This is a genomic window from Bradyrhizobium sp. GW821-FHT13H06 (assembly GCF_058803975.1).
In genome coordinates, this window is record NZ_JBXAPN010000001.1 from 1,083,465 (window position 1) to 1,099,205 (window position 15,741).

General features: G+C 64.0%; 17 protein-coding genes and 2 pseudogenes. 6 read left to right on the forward strand and 13 right to left on the reverse strand.

What is annotated here, in order from left to right; genetic code table 11:
• Nucleotides 1-98: 98 nt before the first annotated feature.
• The 5 genes from AC1RQP_RS05210 to AC1RQP_RS05230 all read right to left on the reverse strand — a co-directional run bounded on the left by AC1RQP_RS05210 (nt 99) and on the right by AC1RQP_RS05230 (nt 4,834).
• Nucleotides 99-1,067 (reverse strand): branched-chain amino acid ABC transporter permease, encoded by a 969-nt coding sequence (locus AC1RQP_RS05210; protein ID WP_239623207.1) that lies wholly within the window; start codon nt 1,065-1,067, stop codon nt 99-101.
• A 1-nt stretch (nt 1,068) separates the two neighbouring features.
• On the reverse strand, nt 1,069-1,932 hold the full coding sequence (locus tag AC1RQP_RS05215; protein ID WP_028178028.1) for a branched-chain amino acid ABC transporter permease: 864 nt from the start codon (nt 1,930-1,932) through the stop codon (nt 1,069-1,071).
• Between the two features lie 72 nt (nt 1,933-2,004).
• A complete protein-coding gene (locus AC1RQP_RS05220; protein WP_239623206.1) occupies nt 2,005-3,228 on the reverse strand; it encodes an ABC transporter substrate-binding protein in 1,224 nt (407 codons plus the stop codon).
• A 111-nt stretch (nt 3,229-3,339) separates the two neighbouring features.
• Nucleotides 3,340-4,086, reverse strand: a complete 747-nt coding sequence (locus AC1RQP_RS05225) for an ABC transporter ATP-binding protein (RefSeq protein WP_028178026.1) — start codon at nt 4,084-4,086, stop codon at nt 3,340-3,342.
• Nucleotides 4,079-4,834 carry an ABC transporter ATP-binding protein gene (locus AC1RQP_RS05230; RefSeq protein WP_028178025.1) on the reverse strand — a complete coding sequence of 252 codons (756 nt, stop codon included), beginning with the start codon at nt 4,832-4,834 and terminating at the stop codon, nt 4,079-4,081. The genes AC1RQP_RS05225 and AC1RQP_RS05230 overlap by 8 nt, the downstream gene beginning before the upstream one ends.
• Before the next feature lie 309 nt (nt 4,835-5,143).
• On the opposite strand from AC1RQP_RS05230, the gene AC1RQP_RS05235 reads away from it, so the two are divergent.
• Entirely contained in the window at nt 5,144-5,824 is a 681-nt protein-coding gene (locus tag AC1RQP_RS05235; protein WP_492936134.1) for a hypothetical protein, read from the forward strand.
• A gap of 3 nt (nt 5,825-5,827) precedes the next feature.
• On the opposite strand, the gene AC1RQP_RS05240 is transcribed toward AC1RQP_RS05235, so the two are convergent.
• Nucleotides 5,828-6,187 (reverse strand): ArsC family reductase, encoded by a 360-nt coding sequence (locus AC1RQP_RS05240; protein ID WP_492936135.1) that lies wholly within the window; start codon nt 6,185-6,187, stop codon nt 5,828-5,830.
• Nucleotides 6,188-6,291: 104 nt separating this feature from the next.
• On the opposite strand from AC1RQP_RS05240, the gene AC1RQP_RS05245 reads away from it, so the two are divergent.
• Entirely contained in the window at nt 6,292-6,663 is a 372-nt protein-coding gene (locus AC1RQP_RS05245; protein ID WP_239623203.1) for a tRNA-binding protein, read from the forward strand.
• A gap of 6 nt (nt 6,664-6,669) precedes the next feature.
• Here AC1RQP_RS05245 and AC1RQP_RS05250 read toward each other — a convergent pair whose 3' ends face one another.
• Both AC1RQP_RS05250 and AC1RQP_RS05255 read right to left on the reverse strand, forming a co-directional pair.
• A complete protein-coding gene (locus AC1RQP_RS05250) occupies nt 6,670-7,374 on the reverse strand; it encodes a glutathione S-transferase family protein (protein ID WP_239623202.1) in 705 nt (234 codons plus the stop codon).
• Between the two features lie 89 nt (nt 7,375-7,463).
• Nucleotides 7,464-7,610, reverse strand: a complete 147-nt coding sequence (locus tag AC1RQP_RS05255) for a hypothetical protein (RefSeq protein ID WP_239623201.1) — start codon at nt 7,608-7,610, stop codon at nt 7,464-7,466.
• A 166-nt stretch (nt 7,611-7,776) separates the two neighbouring features.
• On the opposite strand from AC1RQP_RS05255, the gene AC1RQP_RS05260 reads away from it, so the two are divergent.
• The gene (locus tag AC1RQP_RS05260) at nt 7,777-7,989 is read left to right on the forward strand and encodes a hypothetical protein (protein WP_492936136.1); all 213 of its coding nucleotides are present in this window, start codon (nt 7,777-7,779) and stop codon (nt 7,987-7,989) included.
• A 6-nt stretch (nt 7,990-7,995) separates the two neighbouring features.
• Here the strand turns inward: AC1RQP_RS05260 and AC1RQP_RS05265 are convergent, their stop codons facing one another.
• Nucleotides 7,996-8,661 (reverse strand): DUF429 domain-containing protein, encoded by a 666-nt coding sequence (locus tag AC1RQP_RS05265; RefSeq protein ID WP_492936137.1) that lies wholly within the window; start codon nt 8,659-8,661, stop codon nt 7,996-7,998.
• Between the two features lie 487 nt (nt 8,662-9,148).
• On the opposite strand from AC1RQP_RS05265, the pseudogene AC1RQP_RS05270 reads away from it, so the two are divergent.
• The 3 genes and pseudogenes from AC1RQP_RS05270 to AC1RQP_RS05280 form a co-directional block, all read left to right on the forward strand.
• Nucleotides 9,149-9,256, forward strand: a pseudogene (locus AC1RQP_RS05270) (hypothetical protein); the annotation flags it as partial.
• An 89-nt stretch (nt 9,257-9,345) separates the two neighbouring features.
• Nucleotides 9,346-9,918 carry a hypothetical protein gene (locus AC1RQP_RS05275; RefSeq protein WP_492936138.1) on the forward strand — a complete coding sequence of 191 codons (573 nt, stop codon included), beginning with the start codon at nt 9,346-9,348 and terminating at the stop codon, nt 9,916-9,918.
• A gap of 383 nt (nt 9,919-10,301) precedes the next feature.
• Nucleotides 10,302-11,273 (forward strand): annotated as a pseudogene (locus AC1RQP_RS05280) (RtcB family protein); the annotation flags it as partial.
• A gap of 182 nt (nt 11,274-11,455) precedes the next feature.
• Here AC1RQP_RS05280 and AC1RQP_RS05285 read toward each other — a convergent pair.
• The 4 genes from AC1RQP_RS05285 to AC1RQP_RS05300 all read right to left on the reverse strand — a co-directional run bounded on the left by AC1RQP_RS05285 (nt 11,456) and on the right by AC1RQP_RS05300 (nt 15,627).
• Nucleotides 11,456-12,643, reverse strand: a complete 1,188-nt coding sequence (locus tag AC1RQP_RS05285) for a serine hydrolase domain-containing protein (RefSeq protein ID WP_492936139.1) — start codon at nt 12,641-12,643, stop codon at nt 11,456-11,458.
• Nucleotides 12,644-12,713: 70 nt separating this feature from the next.
• Complete coding sequence (locus tag AC1RQP_RS05290; protein WP_492936140.1) at nt 12,714-13,406, reverse strand: GNAT family N-acetyltransferase; 693 nt, start codon at nt 13,404-13,406, stop codon at nt 12,714-12,716.
• A 4-nt stretch (nt 13,407-13,410) separates the two neighbouring features.
• Nucleotides 13,411-13,758 carry a Lin0512 family protein gene (locus AC1RQP_RS05295; protein WP_492936141.1) on the reverse strand — a complete coding sequence of 116 codons (348 nt, stop codon included), beginning with the start codon at nt 13,756-13,758 and terminating at the stop codon, nt 13,411-13,413.
• A gap of 204 nt (nt 13,759-13,962) precedes the next feature.
• Nucleotides 13,963-15,627, reverse strand: a complete 1,665-nt coding sequence (locus tag AC1RQP_RS05300; protein ID WP_492936142.1) for an acetolactate synthase large subunit — start codon at nt 15,625-15,627, stop codon at nt 13,963-13,965.
• Nucleotides 15,628-15,741: the final 114 nt, after the last annotated feature.

Consider the following 15,741-nt stretch of genomic DNA (forward strand, 5'->3'; position numbering starts at 1 on the left):
TAGACCATTTTCGATCCGCGCGCGTGTCATCTCACGCCCGCGGAGCCGGGTCATCCACCGCTTTCATGCACCAGTGAAATTGATGCAAGATCAATCGCTTAGAGCGACCTGCGGAAGTAATGCGCGATTTCGCCGATGACGCCGCGGCGGAAGGTGAGCACGCAGATCACGAAGATCGCGCCCTGGATCACCGTCACCCACTGGCCGAAACCCGCCAGATATTGCTGCATGGCGATGATGACGAAAGCGCCGACCACGGGGCCAAAGATGGTGCCGAGGCCACCGACCAGCGTCATCAGCACGACCTCGCCCGACATCGTCCAGTGCACGTCGGTGAGCGAGGCGTTCTGCGCCACGAACACCTTCAGCGAACCGGCAAAGCCCGCCAGCGTGCCCGACAGGACGAAGGCCAGGAACTTGTACTGGTCGGTGCGGTAGCCGAGCGAGATCGCGCGCGGCTCGTTCTCGCGGATCGCCTTCAGCACCTCGCCGAACGGCGAGTTGATGATGCGGAAGATCAGGAGGAAGCCGGCAAGGAAGCCCGCCAGCACGACGTAATAGAGCACCGTCGGCTTGGAGAGATCGAAGATGCCGAACATGTGCCCCTGCGGGATGCCCTGGATGCCGTCCTCGCCGTGGGTGAATGGGGCCTGGAGATAGATGAAGTACAGGAGCTGCGACAGCGCCAGCGTGATCATCGAGAAATAGATGCCCTGGCGGCGAATCGAGATGTAGCCGGTGATGATCGACAGGACGAACGCCGCAGCGATGCCGACGAGGATGCCTAGCTCCGGCGGCAGCGCCCACACCTTCAGCGCATGCGCGCTGCAATAGCCCGCCGTGCCCAGGAACATCGCGTGGCCGAAGGACAGCAGGCCGCCGTAGCCGATCAGCAGATTGAAGGCGCAGGCAAGCAACGCAAAGCACAGCGCCTGCATCACGAAGAAGGGATAGACTCCCGTGAATGGCACGGCCGCCAGCAACAGCGCCATCACCACGAACACGATCATCTCGTCGCGCATCGCGCGAGGGGTCACCGGCAGTGTGTCGTCCGTCAGGGTTGTCATCTCAGGCCGCCCTTCCCGTCAATCCCGTTGGCTTCACCAAGAGCACCAGCACCATCAGCACGAACACGACGGTGTTGGAGGCCTCGGGGTAGAAATACTTGGTCAAGCCCTCGATCACACCGAGCGCGAAGCCGGTGATGATGGAGCCCATGATCGATCCCATGCCGCCGATCACGACCACCGCGAACACCACGATGATGAGGTCGGCGCCCATCAGCGGTCGCACCTGGTTGATCGGCGCCGAGAGCACGCCGGCGAGCGCGGCAAGGCCGACGCCGAGACCGTAGGTCAGCGTGATCATGCGCGGCACGTTGATGCCGAAAGCGCGCACCAGCGTCGGATTTTCGGTGGCGGCGCGCAGGTAGGCGCCGAGCTGCGTCTTCTCGATCAGGAACCAGGTCGCAAGGCACACCACCAGCGAGAACACGACGACCCAGCCGCGATAGACGGGTAAGAACATGAAGCCGAGATTCATGCCGCCCTTGAGCTGGTCCGGAATGGCGTAAGGCAGGCCGGAGGAGCCGAAATAGTTCTGGAACACGCCCTGCACGATCAGCGCAATGCCGAAGGTCAGCAGCAGGCCGTAGAGATGATCGAGCCCGGTCAGCCATTGCAGCATGGTCCGCTCGAGGATCATGCCGAAGATGCCGACGATGATGGGCGCGAGCAGCAACGCCCACCAGTAGTTGATCCCGCCGAGGTTCAGCAGGAAATAGGCGACGAAGGCGCCCATCATGTAGAGCGCGCCATGGGCGAAATTGATGATGTTGAGCATGCCGAAGATCACGGCAAGCCCGAGACTGAGCAGCGCGTAGAACGAGCCGTTGATCAGTCCCACCAGTAGCTGAGCGTATAGAGCCTGCATCGATCCCGCACCCGGTCCCTTCGGCGTTCCCTGAAAGTCGCCCGCAGGCCTCGAGGCCTGCGGGCCGTTATCTTACTTCTTCAACAGCGCGCACTTGCTCTCGGCCAGCGGCGTGAAAGCCTGGTCGCCCGGCACCGTGCCGACCAGCTTGTAGAAGTCCCATGGCCCCTTGGACTCCGAGGGCTTCTTGACCTCGAACAGATAGGCGTTGTGGATGGTGCGGCCGTTGGGCTGGATCTCGCCCTTGCCGAACAGGTCGTCCTCGGTCGGCATCGACTTCATCTTCTCGACGATCTTGGCACCGTCATGCGAATTGCCGCCGAGCGCTTCGAGGGCCTTGAGATAGTGACGCACGCCGGCATAGACCCCGGCCTGCACCATGGTGGGCGGGGCATTGTTCTTCATCTTCTCGGCGAAGCGCTTGGAGAACGCCCGCGTCTTGTCGTTCATGTCCCAGTAGAACGTCTCGGTGAAATTCAGTCCCTGCGCCGTCTCCAGGCCGATCGCCTTGACGTCGGTGAGGAAGAGCAAAAGCGCCGCGAGCTTCTGGCCGCCCTTGCCGATGCCGAACTCGGCCGCCTGCTTGATCGTGTTGGTGGTGTCGCCGCCGGCATTGGCAAGGCCGATGATCTTGGCCTTGGAGGCCTGCGCCTGGAGCAGGAAGGAGGAGAAGTCCGGCGTGTTGAGCGGGTGCTTGACGCCGCCGACCACCTTGCCTCCGTTGGCCGTGACGACCGCGCTGGTGTCGCGCTCGAGCGCCGCACCGAAGGCGTAGTCCGCGGTCAGGAAGAACCAGGTGTCGCCGCCGGCCTTCACCAGCGCCTGGCCGGTGGTGTGGGCCAGCATGTAGGTGTCGTAGGTCCAGTGCACGGTGTTGGGCGAGCACTGCGCATTGCTGAGGTCGGAGGTCGCCGCACCCGAATTGATGTAGACGCCGTTCTTTTCCTTGATCACGTTGTTGACGGCGAGCGCCACGCCCGAGTTCGGCACGTCGACGATGACGTCGACCTTGTCGACGTCGAACCACTGCCGCGCGATCGCGGTGCCGATATCGGGCTTGTTCTGGTGATCGCCGGAGATGACGTCGATCTTCCAGCCCTTCGCGGCGAGGCCGGAATCCTCGACCGCCATCTGCGCGGCGAGCGTCGAACCGGGGCCGCCGAGGTCGGCGTAGAGCCCGGACTGATCGGACAGCGCGCCGATCTTGACCGTCTTGTCCTGCGCCGACGCGACGCCTGTTGCGGCGAAGGTGAGCGCGGTGGTCAGCAGCAATGACGCAATCGACCTGGTCTTCATGCAACTTTCCTTTTTGAATTTTCTCGTTGGCAGTTCTTCAACTTGAGCGGTCTCTTCGGAAAATCGCTACACACTTTGCGCTGACGCGGCGCTCCGGGTCCTGATCATGCTCTAGACACCCAAATAGGTGTGCAGCTTGTCCATGTTGGCGGCGAGCTCCGAGTTGGAGAATCCGTCAATGATCTTGCCGTGCTCGACCACGTAGTAGCGGTCGGCGACGGTGGACGCGAAGCGGAAGTTCTGCTCGACCAGGAGGATCGTGAAGCCCTCCTTCTTGAGCCGCGCAATGGTGTGACCGATCTGCTGGATGATGACGGGCGCAAGGCCCTCGGTCGGCTCGTCCAGCATCAGGAAACTCGCACCGGTACGCAGGATGCGCGCGATCGCGAGCATCTGCTGCTCGCCGCCCGACAGCTTGGTGCCCTGGCTGCCCAGCCGCTCCTTCAGGTTCGGAAACAGATCGAAGATCTGGTCGAGCGGCAGTCCGCCCTCGCGGACGACCGGCGGCAACATCAAGTTCTCCCGCACGTCGAGGCTGGCGAAAATGCCCCGCTCTTCCGGGCAGAACGCGATGCCCATGCGCGCGATCCTGTCGGAGGTCGCGCGTATGATCTCCTGGTTGTTGAACTTCACCGAGCCGGAGCGCTTGCCGATGATGCCCATGATCGACTTCAGCGTGGTCGTCTTGCCGGCGCCGTTACGCCCGAGCAAGGTGACGACCTCGCCCGCGTTCACGTCGAAGTTGATCCCGTGCAGGATGTGGGACTCGCCGTACCAGGCTTCGAGGTTGCGGACTTGGAGGATGGGTCCGCCGGTCGCGGCCCTGGCCGGGGCCTCGGCGATCGCAGTGTCAGGCATGACCGGCTCCCAGATAGGCTTCCTTGACGCGCTCGTCCTTGGTGAGCTCGGAGTAATGGCCCTGCGCGAGCACCTGCCCGCGCGTCAGCACGGTGATGATGTCGGAGAGATTGGCCACGACGCTCAAATTATGCTCGACCATGAGGATGGTGTATTTCGCCGAAATGCGCTTGATCAGCGCCGCGATCTTGTCGATGTCCTCGTGGCCCATGCCGGCCATCGGCTCGTCGAGCAGCATCATCTCTGGGTCGAGCGCGAGCGTCGTTGCTATCTCAAGTGCGCGCTTGCGCCCATAGGGCATCTCGACCGCCGGCGTGTTTGCAAACTCGCTGAGGCCGACATCGTTGAGCAGCTCGCGCGCGCGATCGTTGAAGCGGTTGAGCACGGACTTGGAGCGCCAGAAATCGAACGAGGAGCCGTGCTGGCGCTGAAGCGCGACACGGACGTTTTCCTGCGCGGTGAGATGCGGAAATACCGCCGAAATCTGGAACGAGCGCACGAGGCCCATGCGGGCCACGTCGGCCGGCGCCATCGCCGTGATGTCCTGCCCCTTGTACAGGATTTTCCCGGCTGACGGTTTGAGGAACTTGGTCAAGAGATTAAAGCAGGTCGTCTTGCCGGCCCCGTTCGGGCCGATCAACGCGTGAATGCTCCCACGGCGAACCTTGAGCGCAACGTCGCGGACGGCGAAGAAGCCCGCAAACTCCTTGGTCAAGCCTTCCGTTTCGAGAATGAACTCATCGGCCAAACAGATTTCCCCCTGCCCGCACGCGGCGCGTGGCTGTCCTTGTTGCTTCGGCTGTCCGGAGGACTTGGAGCCCAACCGGAGCGCCGCCTCCGGGCGCGGAATATGCCGGAGGTGACGGGGGTTAGGCAAGGCGGAAAGCTGAGCAGGTCAGGCCTCCGGCTGGGATACAAATGCTCCCTTAGTCGGAGATGTCTGGATGTCGTGCCTGCCCGGCCTCCCGGTTCGCAAGGCACCGGCCATCAAGCCGTCGTTAACGGTCTTTCGTTCCGTGCGCCAGCCTTCATCGAAAATTTTCCCACAAGCGGGATCATGCGCGCGTCTTCTCGTGCGGAGAATATTGCTTTGGATTTTGCAAACGCCGCTCCCTCCGTCGTCAAATCGATCCGGCAACGCGATCTCCTGAACACGTGGCTGCGACTTTATGCGCGCCAGCAGGTCGCGCCGGCGATCTGGGAGTATCAGCCCGCGCGACTCGAGGAGGAGCTCTCGGATCTCATCTACTATACGGTCGAATTTTCGACGCCGACGCCGCGCCTCATCATCCAGAGCGAAGGCACGCGCATCTCGCGTGCCTATGGACATACCGGCAAGGGCGTTCTGCTCGATGATTATGTCGGGCCGCGGCTCGCCCCGTTCGTGATGCCGATATATCATGAATGCGTCGCGCGCGGGCTGCCCGTCTACAGCATCGCCAATGTCGAGGACACCTACGGGCGCATCGTCGCCTATGAACGGCTGCTGCTGCCCTTCCAGACCGACGGCAAGGTCTGTCACGTCATCGCGTCGATCAAGACGTTCTGCGAGGACGGCGGCTTCGAGATCAAGAACCTGATGCGCGGAAATGACGCGCTGCCCCGTCCAAAGTTACGCGCTGTGATCGATCGCGAGCTGTTTCACCGCGCCCCTGCCCGCATCGCGCCCGCCGAGACGGTCGAGTTCTCCGACCAGCCGAGGCCCGGCACCACCGCCGAGACCATCGAGCTGAACTAGCGGTCAGCGCGCTTTGGCGCCGACCTCCTTGGCATAGATATCCGGCTTGAAGCCGACCAGCAGCTTGCTGCCGATTTCCAGCACCGGCCGCTTGATCATCGATGGTTGCGCTAGCATCAATGCCAACGCCTTCTTCTCGCTCAAGCCCTCCTTGTCGGAGTCTGGAAGCTTCTTGAAGGTCGTCCCGGCGCGATTGAGCAGCGTCTCCCAGCCGACCTTGTCGCTCCACTGCTTGAGCTTGTCCTTCTCCACGCCCGCCGCCTTGTAGTCGTGAAACTCGTAAGACACGCCATGAGCATCGAGCCAGGCGCGGGCCTTCTTCATGGTGTCGCAGTTCTTGATGCCGTAGATGATGTTGGACAAGACGTTTCCTCGCGCATGCGTGATGCTTCGGTTGCGGCGTTGTACGAAACTCCGGTTCGCGCGACAATATTGCGGACCACCCCAACTCTCCGAGCGGACATCCCATGCACGTTACCCACGATCCCGCAGCTGCCGCCTCACCGACCATCGACTTCAACAGCTTCCTCGCGGTCGATGTCCGTGTCGGCACCATCGTCGACGCCAAGCCGTTTCCGGAGGCGCGCAAGCCGGCCTGGCGGCTGTGGATCGACTTCGGCCCCGCCATCGGCGTGCGCAAGAGCTCGGCCCAGATCACCGAAAACCACCCGCTCGATACCCTCGTTGGGCAACAGGTCGCGGCCGTCGTCAACTTCCCGCCGCGCCAGATCGGCCCGGTCGTGTCCGAGGTGCTGACCCTCGGTTTCCCCGATGCAAGCGGCAAGGTCGTGCTGGTGCAGCCGAGCAAGCCCGTGCCGAACGGCGGACGCCTGTTCTAGGGAAGGTCACGGCCGCTTCGGAATGTTCAGCCCGCGCTGCACCGCCGGACGCGCCAGCCCGCGTTCGAGCCAGGCGCCGACCGCCTTGAACCGGCTGAACTCCACCAGATCGCCGGCGCCGTAGAACCCGATGAGATTCCGCACCCAGCCGAGCATGGAGATGTCGGCGATGGTGTAGTCGTCATCCATGAACCACCGCCGGCCGGAAAGATGCGTCTCCATCACGCCGAGCAGGCGTTTGGACTCATTGACGTAACGCTCGAGCGGCCGCTTGTCCTCGAAATCCTTGCCGGCGAATTTGTGGAAGAAGCCGACCTGGCCGAACATCGGCCCGATGCCGCCCATCTGAAAGTGCACCCACTGGATGGTCTGGTAGCGGCGAGCGGGGTCCTCCGGCAGAAGCTTGCCGGACTTCTCCGCGAGGTATTGCAGGATCGCTCCGGACTCGAACAGCGGCAGCGGCCTGCCCCCGGGACCGTTGGGATCGAGGATCACCGGGATCTTGCCGTTCGGATTGAGCGAGAGAAACTCCGGCGTCTTCTGATCGTCCTTGCCGAAATCGACCAGGTGGACTTCGTAGGGAAGTCCGATCTCCTCCAGCATGATCGAGACCTTGACGCCGTTTGGCGTCGGCAAGGAATAGAGCTGGAGCAGTTCGGGATGTTTCGCCGGCCAACGTTTGGTGATGGGAAAGGCGGACAGATCGGACATCGGGACCTTTGGTGCATGGACTGAGGCGTGCTCAATCTAGGCGAGGCGCCGTGCGGCGCAAGTCACACTTCGTCCCGGCGAACCTGCGCTTATGGCGGCAGCGTCGCCATCGCCACAATCGGGGTCATCGCCTCATGCTGCAGTCGATGCTCGATGAACCGTTCACCCGTGATCAACAGCACCGCCGTAAAGGCGATCGCAAGCATCGCGGTCGCCAATTGGCACACGTCGTACATGGCATTTTGTCCCTCAACAGCCTATGGCGTAAAACGTCGGCTCCAGCGCCACGTTCCGAGGCGGCATGGAAATATTGCTGTTTTTTCCCGGATTGCGCTGCGAAGACATCGCGCTGTTCCGGCAGCCCGCGGAGGGACCAATGCCCCCCTCGCGCGTTGTCGCGGGATGAACATCGAGAAACGCGCTCTGCTCGATCACGCTGAACGCTGTCGCCGCGTCGCGAACGATCTCGCGCACAGCGAAGCCGCGCAACGGTTGCGAGCGATGGCCGAGGAATACCAAGCGAGAGCAACAAGACTGAACGACGAGGGCGTCTCCTCGAATCCAGGCCGCAATAGTCGCAGCCACTTCGAAGGCGAAGGCGATCGGGACGGCTGATCGACCTCAAAAGTTGATCTCCATCCGCAATCCGCGCGGATCGATCTCCTCTCCGCCGACACGTTGCGTACTGTCGCGTGCCGCGACCGCGCAGGCACACGCATCGATGAGATCGTCGCGGCCGATGCCGGTGCCGTGGCGAAGCGTCAGCCATCTTTGGACCCTGGTGAAGCCCCGGTCTGTCAGCAGCGCAACGCGTTGCTCGCGGCCCCGCGGCGACGTCTTCGGCTCGAGCCGCACACGCCCTGCCAGATTCCGGAACACCAATTCCGGATGCGCTTCGCCGATCGTTGCCTGCCGCGCCGGTGTCATGACCTCGTCGACCTCTCTGATCTTGTCCCTGATATTCCAGAGCTGCGCCGATACTCCCCTGCCCTTGCCTTCATGCGTCCAATAGAAGCGGTTGGCCGCCGCCATGTCGGGAAAGCTCCAGAGGTCTCTGCGCGCGCCAAGAAACACGGCAGGGCCGATCAGCTCGCGCGCACGCAGATCGCACGCGCGATAGCCGCTCGGCTTCAATCCGATCGGCATGTCGATCATCGCACGCACATGCGGCAGCGCGAGCAGACGCGTCAGGCCCGGCGAATAATCGAAGCCGTGATCGCCGCGCTCGTCGATCCAGGCGGCGACCCAACCGAAGCGAAATCCATCAAGGCCGAGATAGTTTGGCACCTCATGCGTCCGTCATTGCCAATTTCTTCGCGCGCGTCTCGCTTGACATCCGCAAGTTGCGGGCGTATGTCCCGCGCCCTCGCAAGCACTTCCGTTTGCGACAGACACCATGAACCGAGCGATGTCGTACCGCTACGAAAGAATTGTCCGCATGCCGAATAGCCCAAAGCTATTCGATTGCGCATGCCCGGCTCATGGGAGCGATCTTGCCTGACCGCAAGATCGACAGTCCGCTTCTCACGGACCCTCCCGAGCCTGCCGCTCCGGAGGGTTTTTTATTGCCCGCCGCGCGGCCCAACCGAACAACCCGGCATCGGCCGGAACGGGAGACCCGGATCCCGGGGCTCGCGCTGAGAAGGGTCTTGCCCGCGCGCTAACCAAGTTCGACGCCTACCAGCTCGCCAAGTGGGATCGCGACGGCGCCGTGCGGATCAGGGACGTGCTGTTCCTGGTCCACGCCAAGCCTTGGGATGCCGAGCAGGAGAATGTGTGGAAGCAGCTCGTCGATGGCGAGCTCGCCTCCCCCGACACCTGGGAGGTTTCGCTCTCGGCCGGCAAGAGCAAGCGCGAAACCTTCGAGCGGCTGATCGCCGAGCGAAAGCTCGGCGGCCTGGCGCTGCTGCGCAATCTGCGGCTGATGCAGACTGCGCAGGTCCCGCGTGAGACCATCGCAGGCGCGAGGCGATGCGGACGGATCGTATCCTGCCCTACCGCTTCATCACGGCGGCGCGCTATGCGCCGGACTTCGAGCCCGAGCTCGAGGCTGCGATGCTCAAGTCGGTCAAGGACAATGTGCGGCTTCCGGGCCGGACACGGCTCCTGATCGACGTCTCGGGCTCGATGTTCGCAACCCTCTCCGCGCAGTCGGAAATGACGCGCGCGGAGGCGGCGTGCGGTCTTGCCATCCTCGCGCGCGAGATCTGCGACGAGGTCGAGATCTTCACCTTCTCCAACGAGGTCGTGAAGGTCCCGCCCCGCCGCGGCTTCGCGCTCAGGGATGCGATCATCAACTCGCAGCCGCATGGCGGGACCTATCTCGGCAAGGCCGTGACGGAGATCGACCGCAAGGGCGATCGCCTGATCGTCTTCACCGACGAACAGAGCCACGACCAGGTGCCCGAGCCCAGGGCGCGCGGCACCATGGTCAACGTGGCCTCGTATCAGCACGGTGTCGGCCACGGCGCCTGGACCCGCGTCAACGGCTTCTCTGAGGCCGTGGTCGCGTGGATCGCGGCGTCGGAGACGGCTTTGCACTGATGCGCACGACGACAGCGGCCCCGGACGCGAGACGCGCCCGGGGCCTTTCAAAATCTCTGAAATGATCCGCCGCCCCGGTTAGGGTGCGCGTGGAATGACAAGGACCCACGACCATGCGACGACCCGATCCCTACATGGAACGCGCCCGCGAGCTCTGCCTCGCCGCCGGTGTCGATCCCGACTCGCGCGTCGGCGAAGGACGCGGCCAGCCGGCCTGGTGCCTGTACAAGGACGCCGCGCGCAAGGAGCATCTGGCCCGCGAGGCCAATGCAACCGCGAGCTCGATCGCCGAGTTCCGAATGCAGGACGGCCGCTTCCAGAATGCGCCGCTGAAGGTGTTCGGCCCGCACGAGGACGCGACGATCGCGCAGATGCGCAACTGCATGGCGGTCGGCAACGTCGTGTCGGGCGTGATCTGCGCCGACGGTCATCTCGGCTATGCGCAGCCGGTCGGCGGCGTCATCGCCTATGAGAAGCAGATCAGCATCTCCGGCGTCGGCTTCGATATCGGCTGCGGCAACATGGCGGCAAAGCTCGATACGCGCTTCGACGACATCGCAGGCCTCCTGCCCACGATCATCCGCGACGTCGCCAGGACGATCTCGTTCGGCGTCGGCCGTGCCAATGCCGAACGGGCCGAGCACGATCTGTTCGACGACGGCGATGCCTGGCGCGAGAGCGACATGGAGGCCTACCGTCAGAAGGCGGTGAGCCAGCTCGGCACGGTCGGGTCGGGCAACCACTATGTCGACCTCATGCGCGACGAGGAAGGCTTCGTCTGGATCGGCGTCCACTTTGGCAGCCGCGGTCTCGGCCACACCTCCGCGACGCGCTACCTCAAGGCCGCCGGCGGCAAGGACGGCATGAACGTCCCGCCCGCCGTGGTCGACGAGGATAGCGAGCTCGGCCGCCGCTACATCGCGGCGATGCAGCTCGCCGGGCGTTACGCCTATGCGGGCCGCGAGTGGGTCGTCGAGCGCGTCCGCCGGATCATCGGCGGCAGCGTGACCGAGAGCGTGCACAACCACCACAACTATGCCTGGCGTGAGACCCACGACGGCAAGGATCTGTGGGTGGTACGCAAGGGCGCGACGCCGGCGTTTCCCGGCCAGAAGGGATTCGTCGGCGGCTCGATGGGCGACGACGCCGTCATCCTCGAAGGCGTCGACAGCCCGGAAGCCAAGGCTTCGCTCTACTCGACCGTGCACGGCGCCGGCCGCCTGTTCGGACGACGGGAGGCGAAGCGGCGCTTCTCGCGCGCGGAGATGGACCAGTGGCTCAACGAGCGCGGCGTCACCTTGATCGGTGCCGACCTCGACGAGAGCCCGATGGCCTATCGCCGCCTGCCGGACGTGCTTGCCCAGCACGCAGGCACCGTGCGGGTGCTGCACACGTTGCGGCCGTTCGCCGTCGCCATGGCCGGCGAAGGCGAGTTCGATCCGTGGAAGGACTGAGGACAGCATCGCGAGCGGGAGGCAACGCCTTCCGCTCGCCTTGCTTGTCGCGGCAGAGCTCGATGACCGGGCCGCGTTTCGCGTCAGCCCGCGCCGACCGCCTGATACGCCAGGCGCTTGAACTCGAAGAAGAACGGATTCCAGAAGCCCATGTAGCGCTGCGTCATCAGCACGCCGGCGGTATCGGCCTCAGGGCAAATCCACCAATGGGTGCCGGCAAGGCCGCCCCACTGGAATTCGCCGATCGAGTTCGGGGGATCGAATGGCGTCGGCGCGAAGGTTACGGCGCCGCCGAGGCCGAACCCCTTGCCGGGGATCGGCCCGAGAGTGGCAAAGCGGATGGTCTGCCCCGTGGGCAGCTGGTTCGTCATCATCTGCCGCTGAGTCTCCGGCTTCAGCAGCGTGTCCGAACCGGGCAGCAGCGCGCGGACCAGCGCCAGCATGTCGGACAAGGTCGAGACCAGACCGCCACCGCCCGACAGCCGCGGCAATTGCCGCCGATAGGCTTGCGGATAAGGCAGATGGTCCGCCCGGGTGAGGCCGGGTTTCATGGGATCGAGCACATCCGCGCCATTGTAGAGCGCAACCAGCCTGCCTTGCTGCGCCTCCGGAACGTGGAAGCCCGTATCGGCCATGCCGAGCGGATCGAGGATGCGCAACTTCAGAAAGACATCGAGCGCCTGGCCGGAGACGACCTCCACGACACGGCCGAGCACGTCCGTCGCCACCGAATATTCCCAGGCCGTACCAGGGTGATAGGACAGCGGCAGATCAGCCAGCCTGTCGATCAGGTCGGCGAGCGGCGTCAGCGGATTGAGCACGCGCGCCTCGTTGTAGCCCTTGAACAGCACCGTGCCGGGATCAAAGATGCCGTAGCTGAGGCCGGAGGTGTGGGTCAGGAGCTGGCGGATCGTGATCGGGCTCTTTGCCGGCTCGACATCGGCAAGGCTCGAAGCGCCCGGCTTCAGCACCTTGCGATTGCCGAGCTGCGGCAGGAATGTCTCGACCGGATCATCGAGCCCGATGCGGCCTTCCTCGACCAGCAGCATGATCGCGGACGTGACGAAGATCTTGGTGTTGGAGAACGCGCGGAAGATATGATCGGGCCGCAGCGCGGTGTTGGCCTCGCGGTCGGCAAAGCCGACGCATTGCTGGTCCACCACCTCGCGCCCGCGCAGCACGGCCCAGGATGCGCCCGGAATGATCTCCTGATCAACGTAGCGCTGCATCGCCGTCCGCACGGCGGAAAAATCTGTCGTCCTGGCGTCCATGTGCTTCCCCCAAATTCTGGTTGGCTTCGATATAGCGCGAATTCGCGGGATATGAAGCCCACCGCGCAGCTCATCCCTGTTTCATCAGCACTGTGACGTGCAGGCGACGCCGAATCCGCATGCCCTGCCGTTGGTACAGGGCAATCGCGGACGTATTGTTGGAAAACACGTGCAGGAACGGAATCTCGCCGCGCGCCTCGATCCGCCGCGCGACCGCAGCTAACAGCGCCTGCGCATAGCCGCGCCCGCGATAATCGGGATGCACGCAGACGGCCGTCATCTCGACGAACTTGCCCGGCTTCATCCGCTCCCCCGTCATCGCAACCAGTTCGCCGCCGGAGCGAATGCCGAGGAACGTGCCGAGCTCATGGGTACGCAGCGAGAATGGACCGGGCTTCGTCAGTTCGGTCAGCGCCATCATCGCGGGAACGTCGGCAGCACCCAATGTGACGATCTCGGCATCGCGAAGCGAGCTGTCGGCCGGCGAGCCGATCATCTGCTCGCCCGTATCGGTGAGCACCACCTTGAAGCCGCCGGGAACTTCGACCGGCTCCGGCGTGAACAGCGCGGCGACCTGAGTGCCGGACAGCAAATCTCCCAGCGCTGCAAAGCTTGCGGCGGACATGTCGACCATGTCGGCAAAGGGCGTCATGTCCACGGGGTAACGCAGCGCCCGCGGACCACCCTCGGCCAGGTGCTTCTGGCTGGTTGTCAGCGCGCTCCAGATCGGACGATCCAGCAGCGCCTCATCGCTGTCGGACATCGGCCTAGTCCTTGTCGAAACTGACGATGACGGCGGCGTTGGCGATGAGAATGGGGTCGTTGGCCACTTCCGTAGCCGAGGGAATCTCCAGCCCGCCCTTGACCGCGTTGACGGTCACCGTGCCGTAAGGCAGCTCCCTGGCGACGGCTTCCTTGTCCACGCTTTCCGGATTGGGCACGCCGATGGTGACATCGACGAACATGTCGTTTGCGGTCTTGCCGATCATCCGGAAGAAGCCGAGGCTGGAATGCCTGATGGCATCCGACACGGCACGCTTGGCCGCCTTGGTGGCGTCCCTGCCGTGAACGTCGACGCCCATGCCCATCTCGGTGACACAACGAACGCGGGTCATTCTCTATTCCTGTGGTTGATTTGGTGATTGCGAGTGTGGGCGATCGGGGCGCGCGAGACAAGTGCGCCCCTCATGCAGGCTGGACGTACCCGCCCAGACCTCCGTCATTGCGAGCGCAGCGAAGCAATCCAGGATCTTTCCGCGGACGCAGTCTGGATTGCTTCGCTGCGCTCGCAATGACGAGGTGAGAGCCACGAACATCAATCACGCCTTCGCCGTTTCATGCGCCCGCAGCTCGTCGACCAGTACCCGCACATTCTCCGAATAGTCGATCGGGATCGACACGAGGTGCACGCCGCCCTCCTTGAATGCCGCCTCCAGCGTCGGGCCAAAGCCGTCGATGCTCTCGATCCGATGCCCTTTCGCCCCATAAGCCCTCGCGTAGAGGACGAAGTCGGGATTGCCAAAGGTCATGCCGTAATCGGCGAATTGATCGACGGCCTGTTTCCAGCGGATCATGCCGTAGGCGTTGTCCTCCAGCACCAGCACGACGAGATTGAGCTTGAGACGGACCGCGGTCTCCATTTCCTGGCTGTTCATCATGAAGCCGCCGTCGCCGGCGACCGCGAGCACGCGGCGGTCCGGATAGAGCATCGCGGCCATCATCGCCGACGGCAGGCCGGCACCCATGGTCGCCAGCGCATTGTCGAGCAGAAGCGTGTTGGCGACGCGGGTGCGGTAGTTGCGCGCGAACCAGATCTTGTACATGCCATTGTCGAGCGCGACGATGCCGTTCTCCGGGATCACCTGGCGGATGTCGTGCACGATGCGCTGCGGCGTCGGCGGCCAGCGCGCCTCGGTGGCGCGATCGGCGATATGCCCCAGGATCTCTTCGCGTAGCGGGAGCAGCGCCGCGGCCTGCGGCAGCTTGCCTTCGAGCCGATCCGCCAGCAGCTCCAGGCTCGGGCCAACATCGCCGACCACCTCGGCGTCCGGAAAATAGACCTGCTCGACGCTGGCCGACGTGTAGCTGACGTGAATCACCTTCGGCCCGGACGGGCCCATGATGAAGGGCGGCTTCTCGACCGGATCGTGACCGATCGCGACGATCAGGTCGGCGGCGTCGATGGCATCATGCACGTAGTCGCGTTCCGAGAGCGCGGCGGTGCCCATGTAGAGGTTGGTGCCGCCGGGCACGGTCCCCTTGCCCATCTGCGTCGTGAAGAACGGAATGCCGGTGCGACGCACGAAACTCGCGATGCCATGTGTCGACCGCGGCCGGCTGGTCGCAGCTCCCATCATCACCAGCGGACGCCGTGCGGCCATGATCATCTCTGCGGCGCGGTCGAGCGCGGCGCGATGGGCGACGGGAATCTCAATCGGATGGACGGGGACTACGGGGACATCAGGCACCTCGTCACCCGCGATATCCTCGGGCAATTCGAGGTGCACCGGTCCAGGACGCTCCTCCATCGCCGCGCGGAACGCATCGCGCACCACGGTCGGAATGCTGGAGGCACTGACGATCTGTCGTGACAGCTTCGTCAGCGGCTTCATGGTCGCGACCACGTCCACGATCTGGAAACGCGCCTGCCGGCTGCTCATGATCGGCTTCTGGCCGGTGATCAGGATCATCGGCATCGCACCGAGATGCGCATAGGCGGCACCGGTAGACAGGTTGAGAGCACCGGGGCCGAGCGTCGACAGACAAACGCCGGGCTTTCCGGTCAGCCGCCCGTGCGTGGCGGCCATGAAGGCGGCGGCCTGCTCGTGGCGGGTCAGGATCAGCTCGATCCTGGAGGCACGCAGCGATTCGACCAGATCGAGATTCTCTTCGCCGGGAATGCCGAAGATGCGATCGACACCTTCGTTTTCGAGCGCCGCTACAAACAGGTCCGATCCTTTCACCTTGCGTTCCCGCTCGCTCAATGTCGCCTCCACCTGTTGTAGACCCGAATTCCCCGCGCGGGCGCATGGTAGCGGCTCGCGGCACGGGAACAACTCACAAAGAGGCGCGCTACCGGAAGCTCGATCGGCTCTCGC

Bases quoted from the DNA above. Each gene is read 5' to 3' on its own strand.
- AC1RQP_RS05210 (WP_239623207.1), bottom strand. From the start codon at position 1,067: ATGACAACCCTGACGGACGACACACTGCCGGTGACCCCTCGCGCGATG.
- AC1RQP_RS05225 (WP_028178026.1), bottom strand. From the start codon at position 4,086: ATGCCTGACACTGCGATCGCCGAGGCCCCGGCCAGGGCCGCGACCGGC.
- AC1RQP_RS05275 (WP_492936138.1), top strand. From the start codon at position 9,346: ATGCGGACGGATCGTATCCTGCCCTACCGCTTCATCACGGCGGCGCGC.
- AC1RQP_RS05255 (WP_239623201.1), bottom strand. From the start codon at position 7,610: ATGTACGACGTGTGCCAATTGGCGACCGCGATGCTTGCGATCGCCTTT.
- AC1RQP_RS05215 (WP_028178028.1), bottom strand. From the start codon at position 1,932: ATGCAGGCTCTATACGCTCAGCTACTGGTGGGACTGATCAACGGCTCG.
- AC1RQP_RS05250 (WP_239623202.1), bottom strand. From the start codon at position 7,374: ATGTCCGATCTGTCCGCCTTTCCCATCACCAAACGTTGGCCGGCGAAA.
- AC1RQP_RS05290 (WP_492936140.1), bottom strand. From the start codon at position 13,406: ATGTCCGACAGCGATGAGGCGCTGCTGGATCGTCCGATCTGGAGCGCG.
- AC1RQP_RS05295 (WP_492936141.1), bottom strand. From the start codon at position 13,758: ATGACCCGCGTTCGTTGTGTCACCGAGATGGGCATGGGCGTCGACGTT.
- AC1RQP_RS05235 (WP_492936134.1), top strand. From the start codon at position 5,144: ATGCGCGCGTCTTCTCGTGCGGAGAATATTGCTTTGGATTTTGCAAAC.
- AC1RQP_RS05285 (WP_492936139.1), bottom strand. From the start codon at position 12,643: ATGGACGCCAGGACGACAGATTTTTCCGCCGTGCGGACGGCGATGCAG.
- AC1RQP_RS05260 (WP_492936136.1), top strand. From the start codon at position 7,777: ATGAACATCGAGAAACGCGCTCTGCTCGATCACGCTGAACGCTGTCGC.
- AC1RQP_RS05220 (WP_239623206.1), bottom strand. From the start codon at position 3,228: ATGAAGACCAGGTCGATTGCGTCATTGCTGCTGACCACCGCGCTCACC.
- AC1RQP_RS05245 (WP_239623203.1), top strand. From the start codon at position 6,292: ATGCACGTTACCCACGATCCCGCAGCTGCCGCCTCACCGACCATCGAC.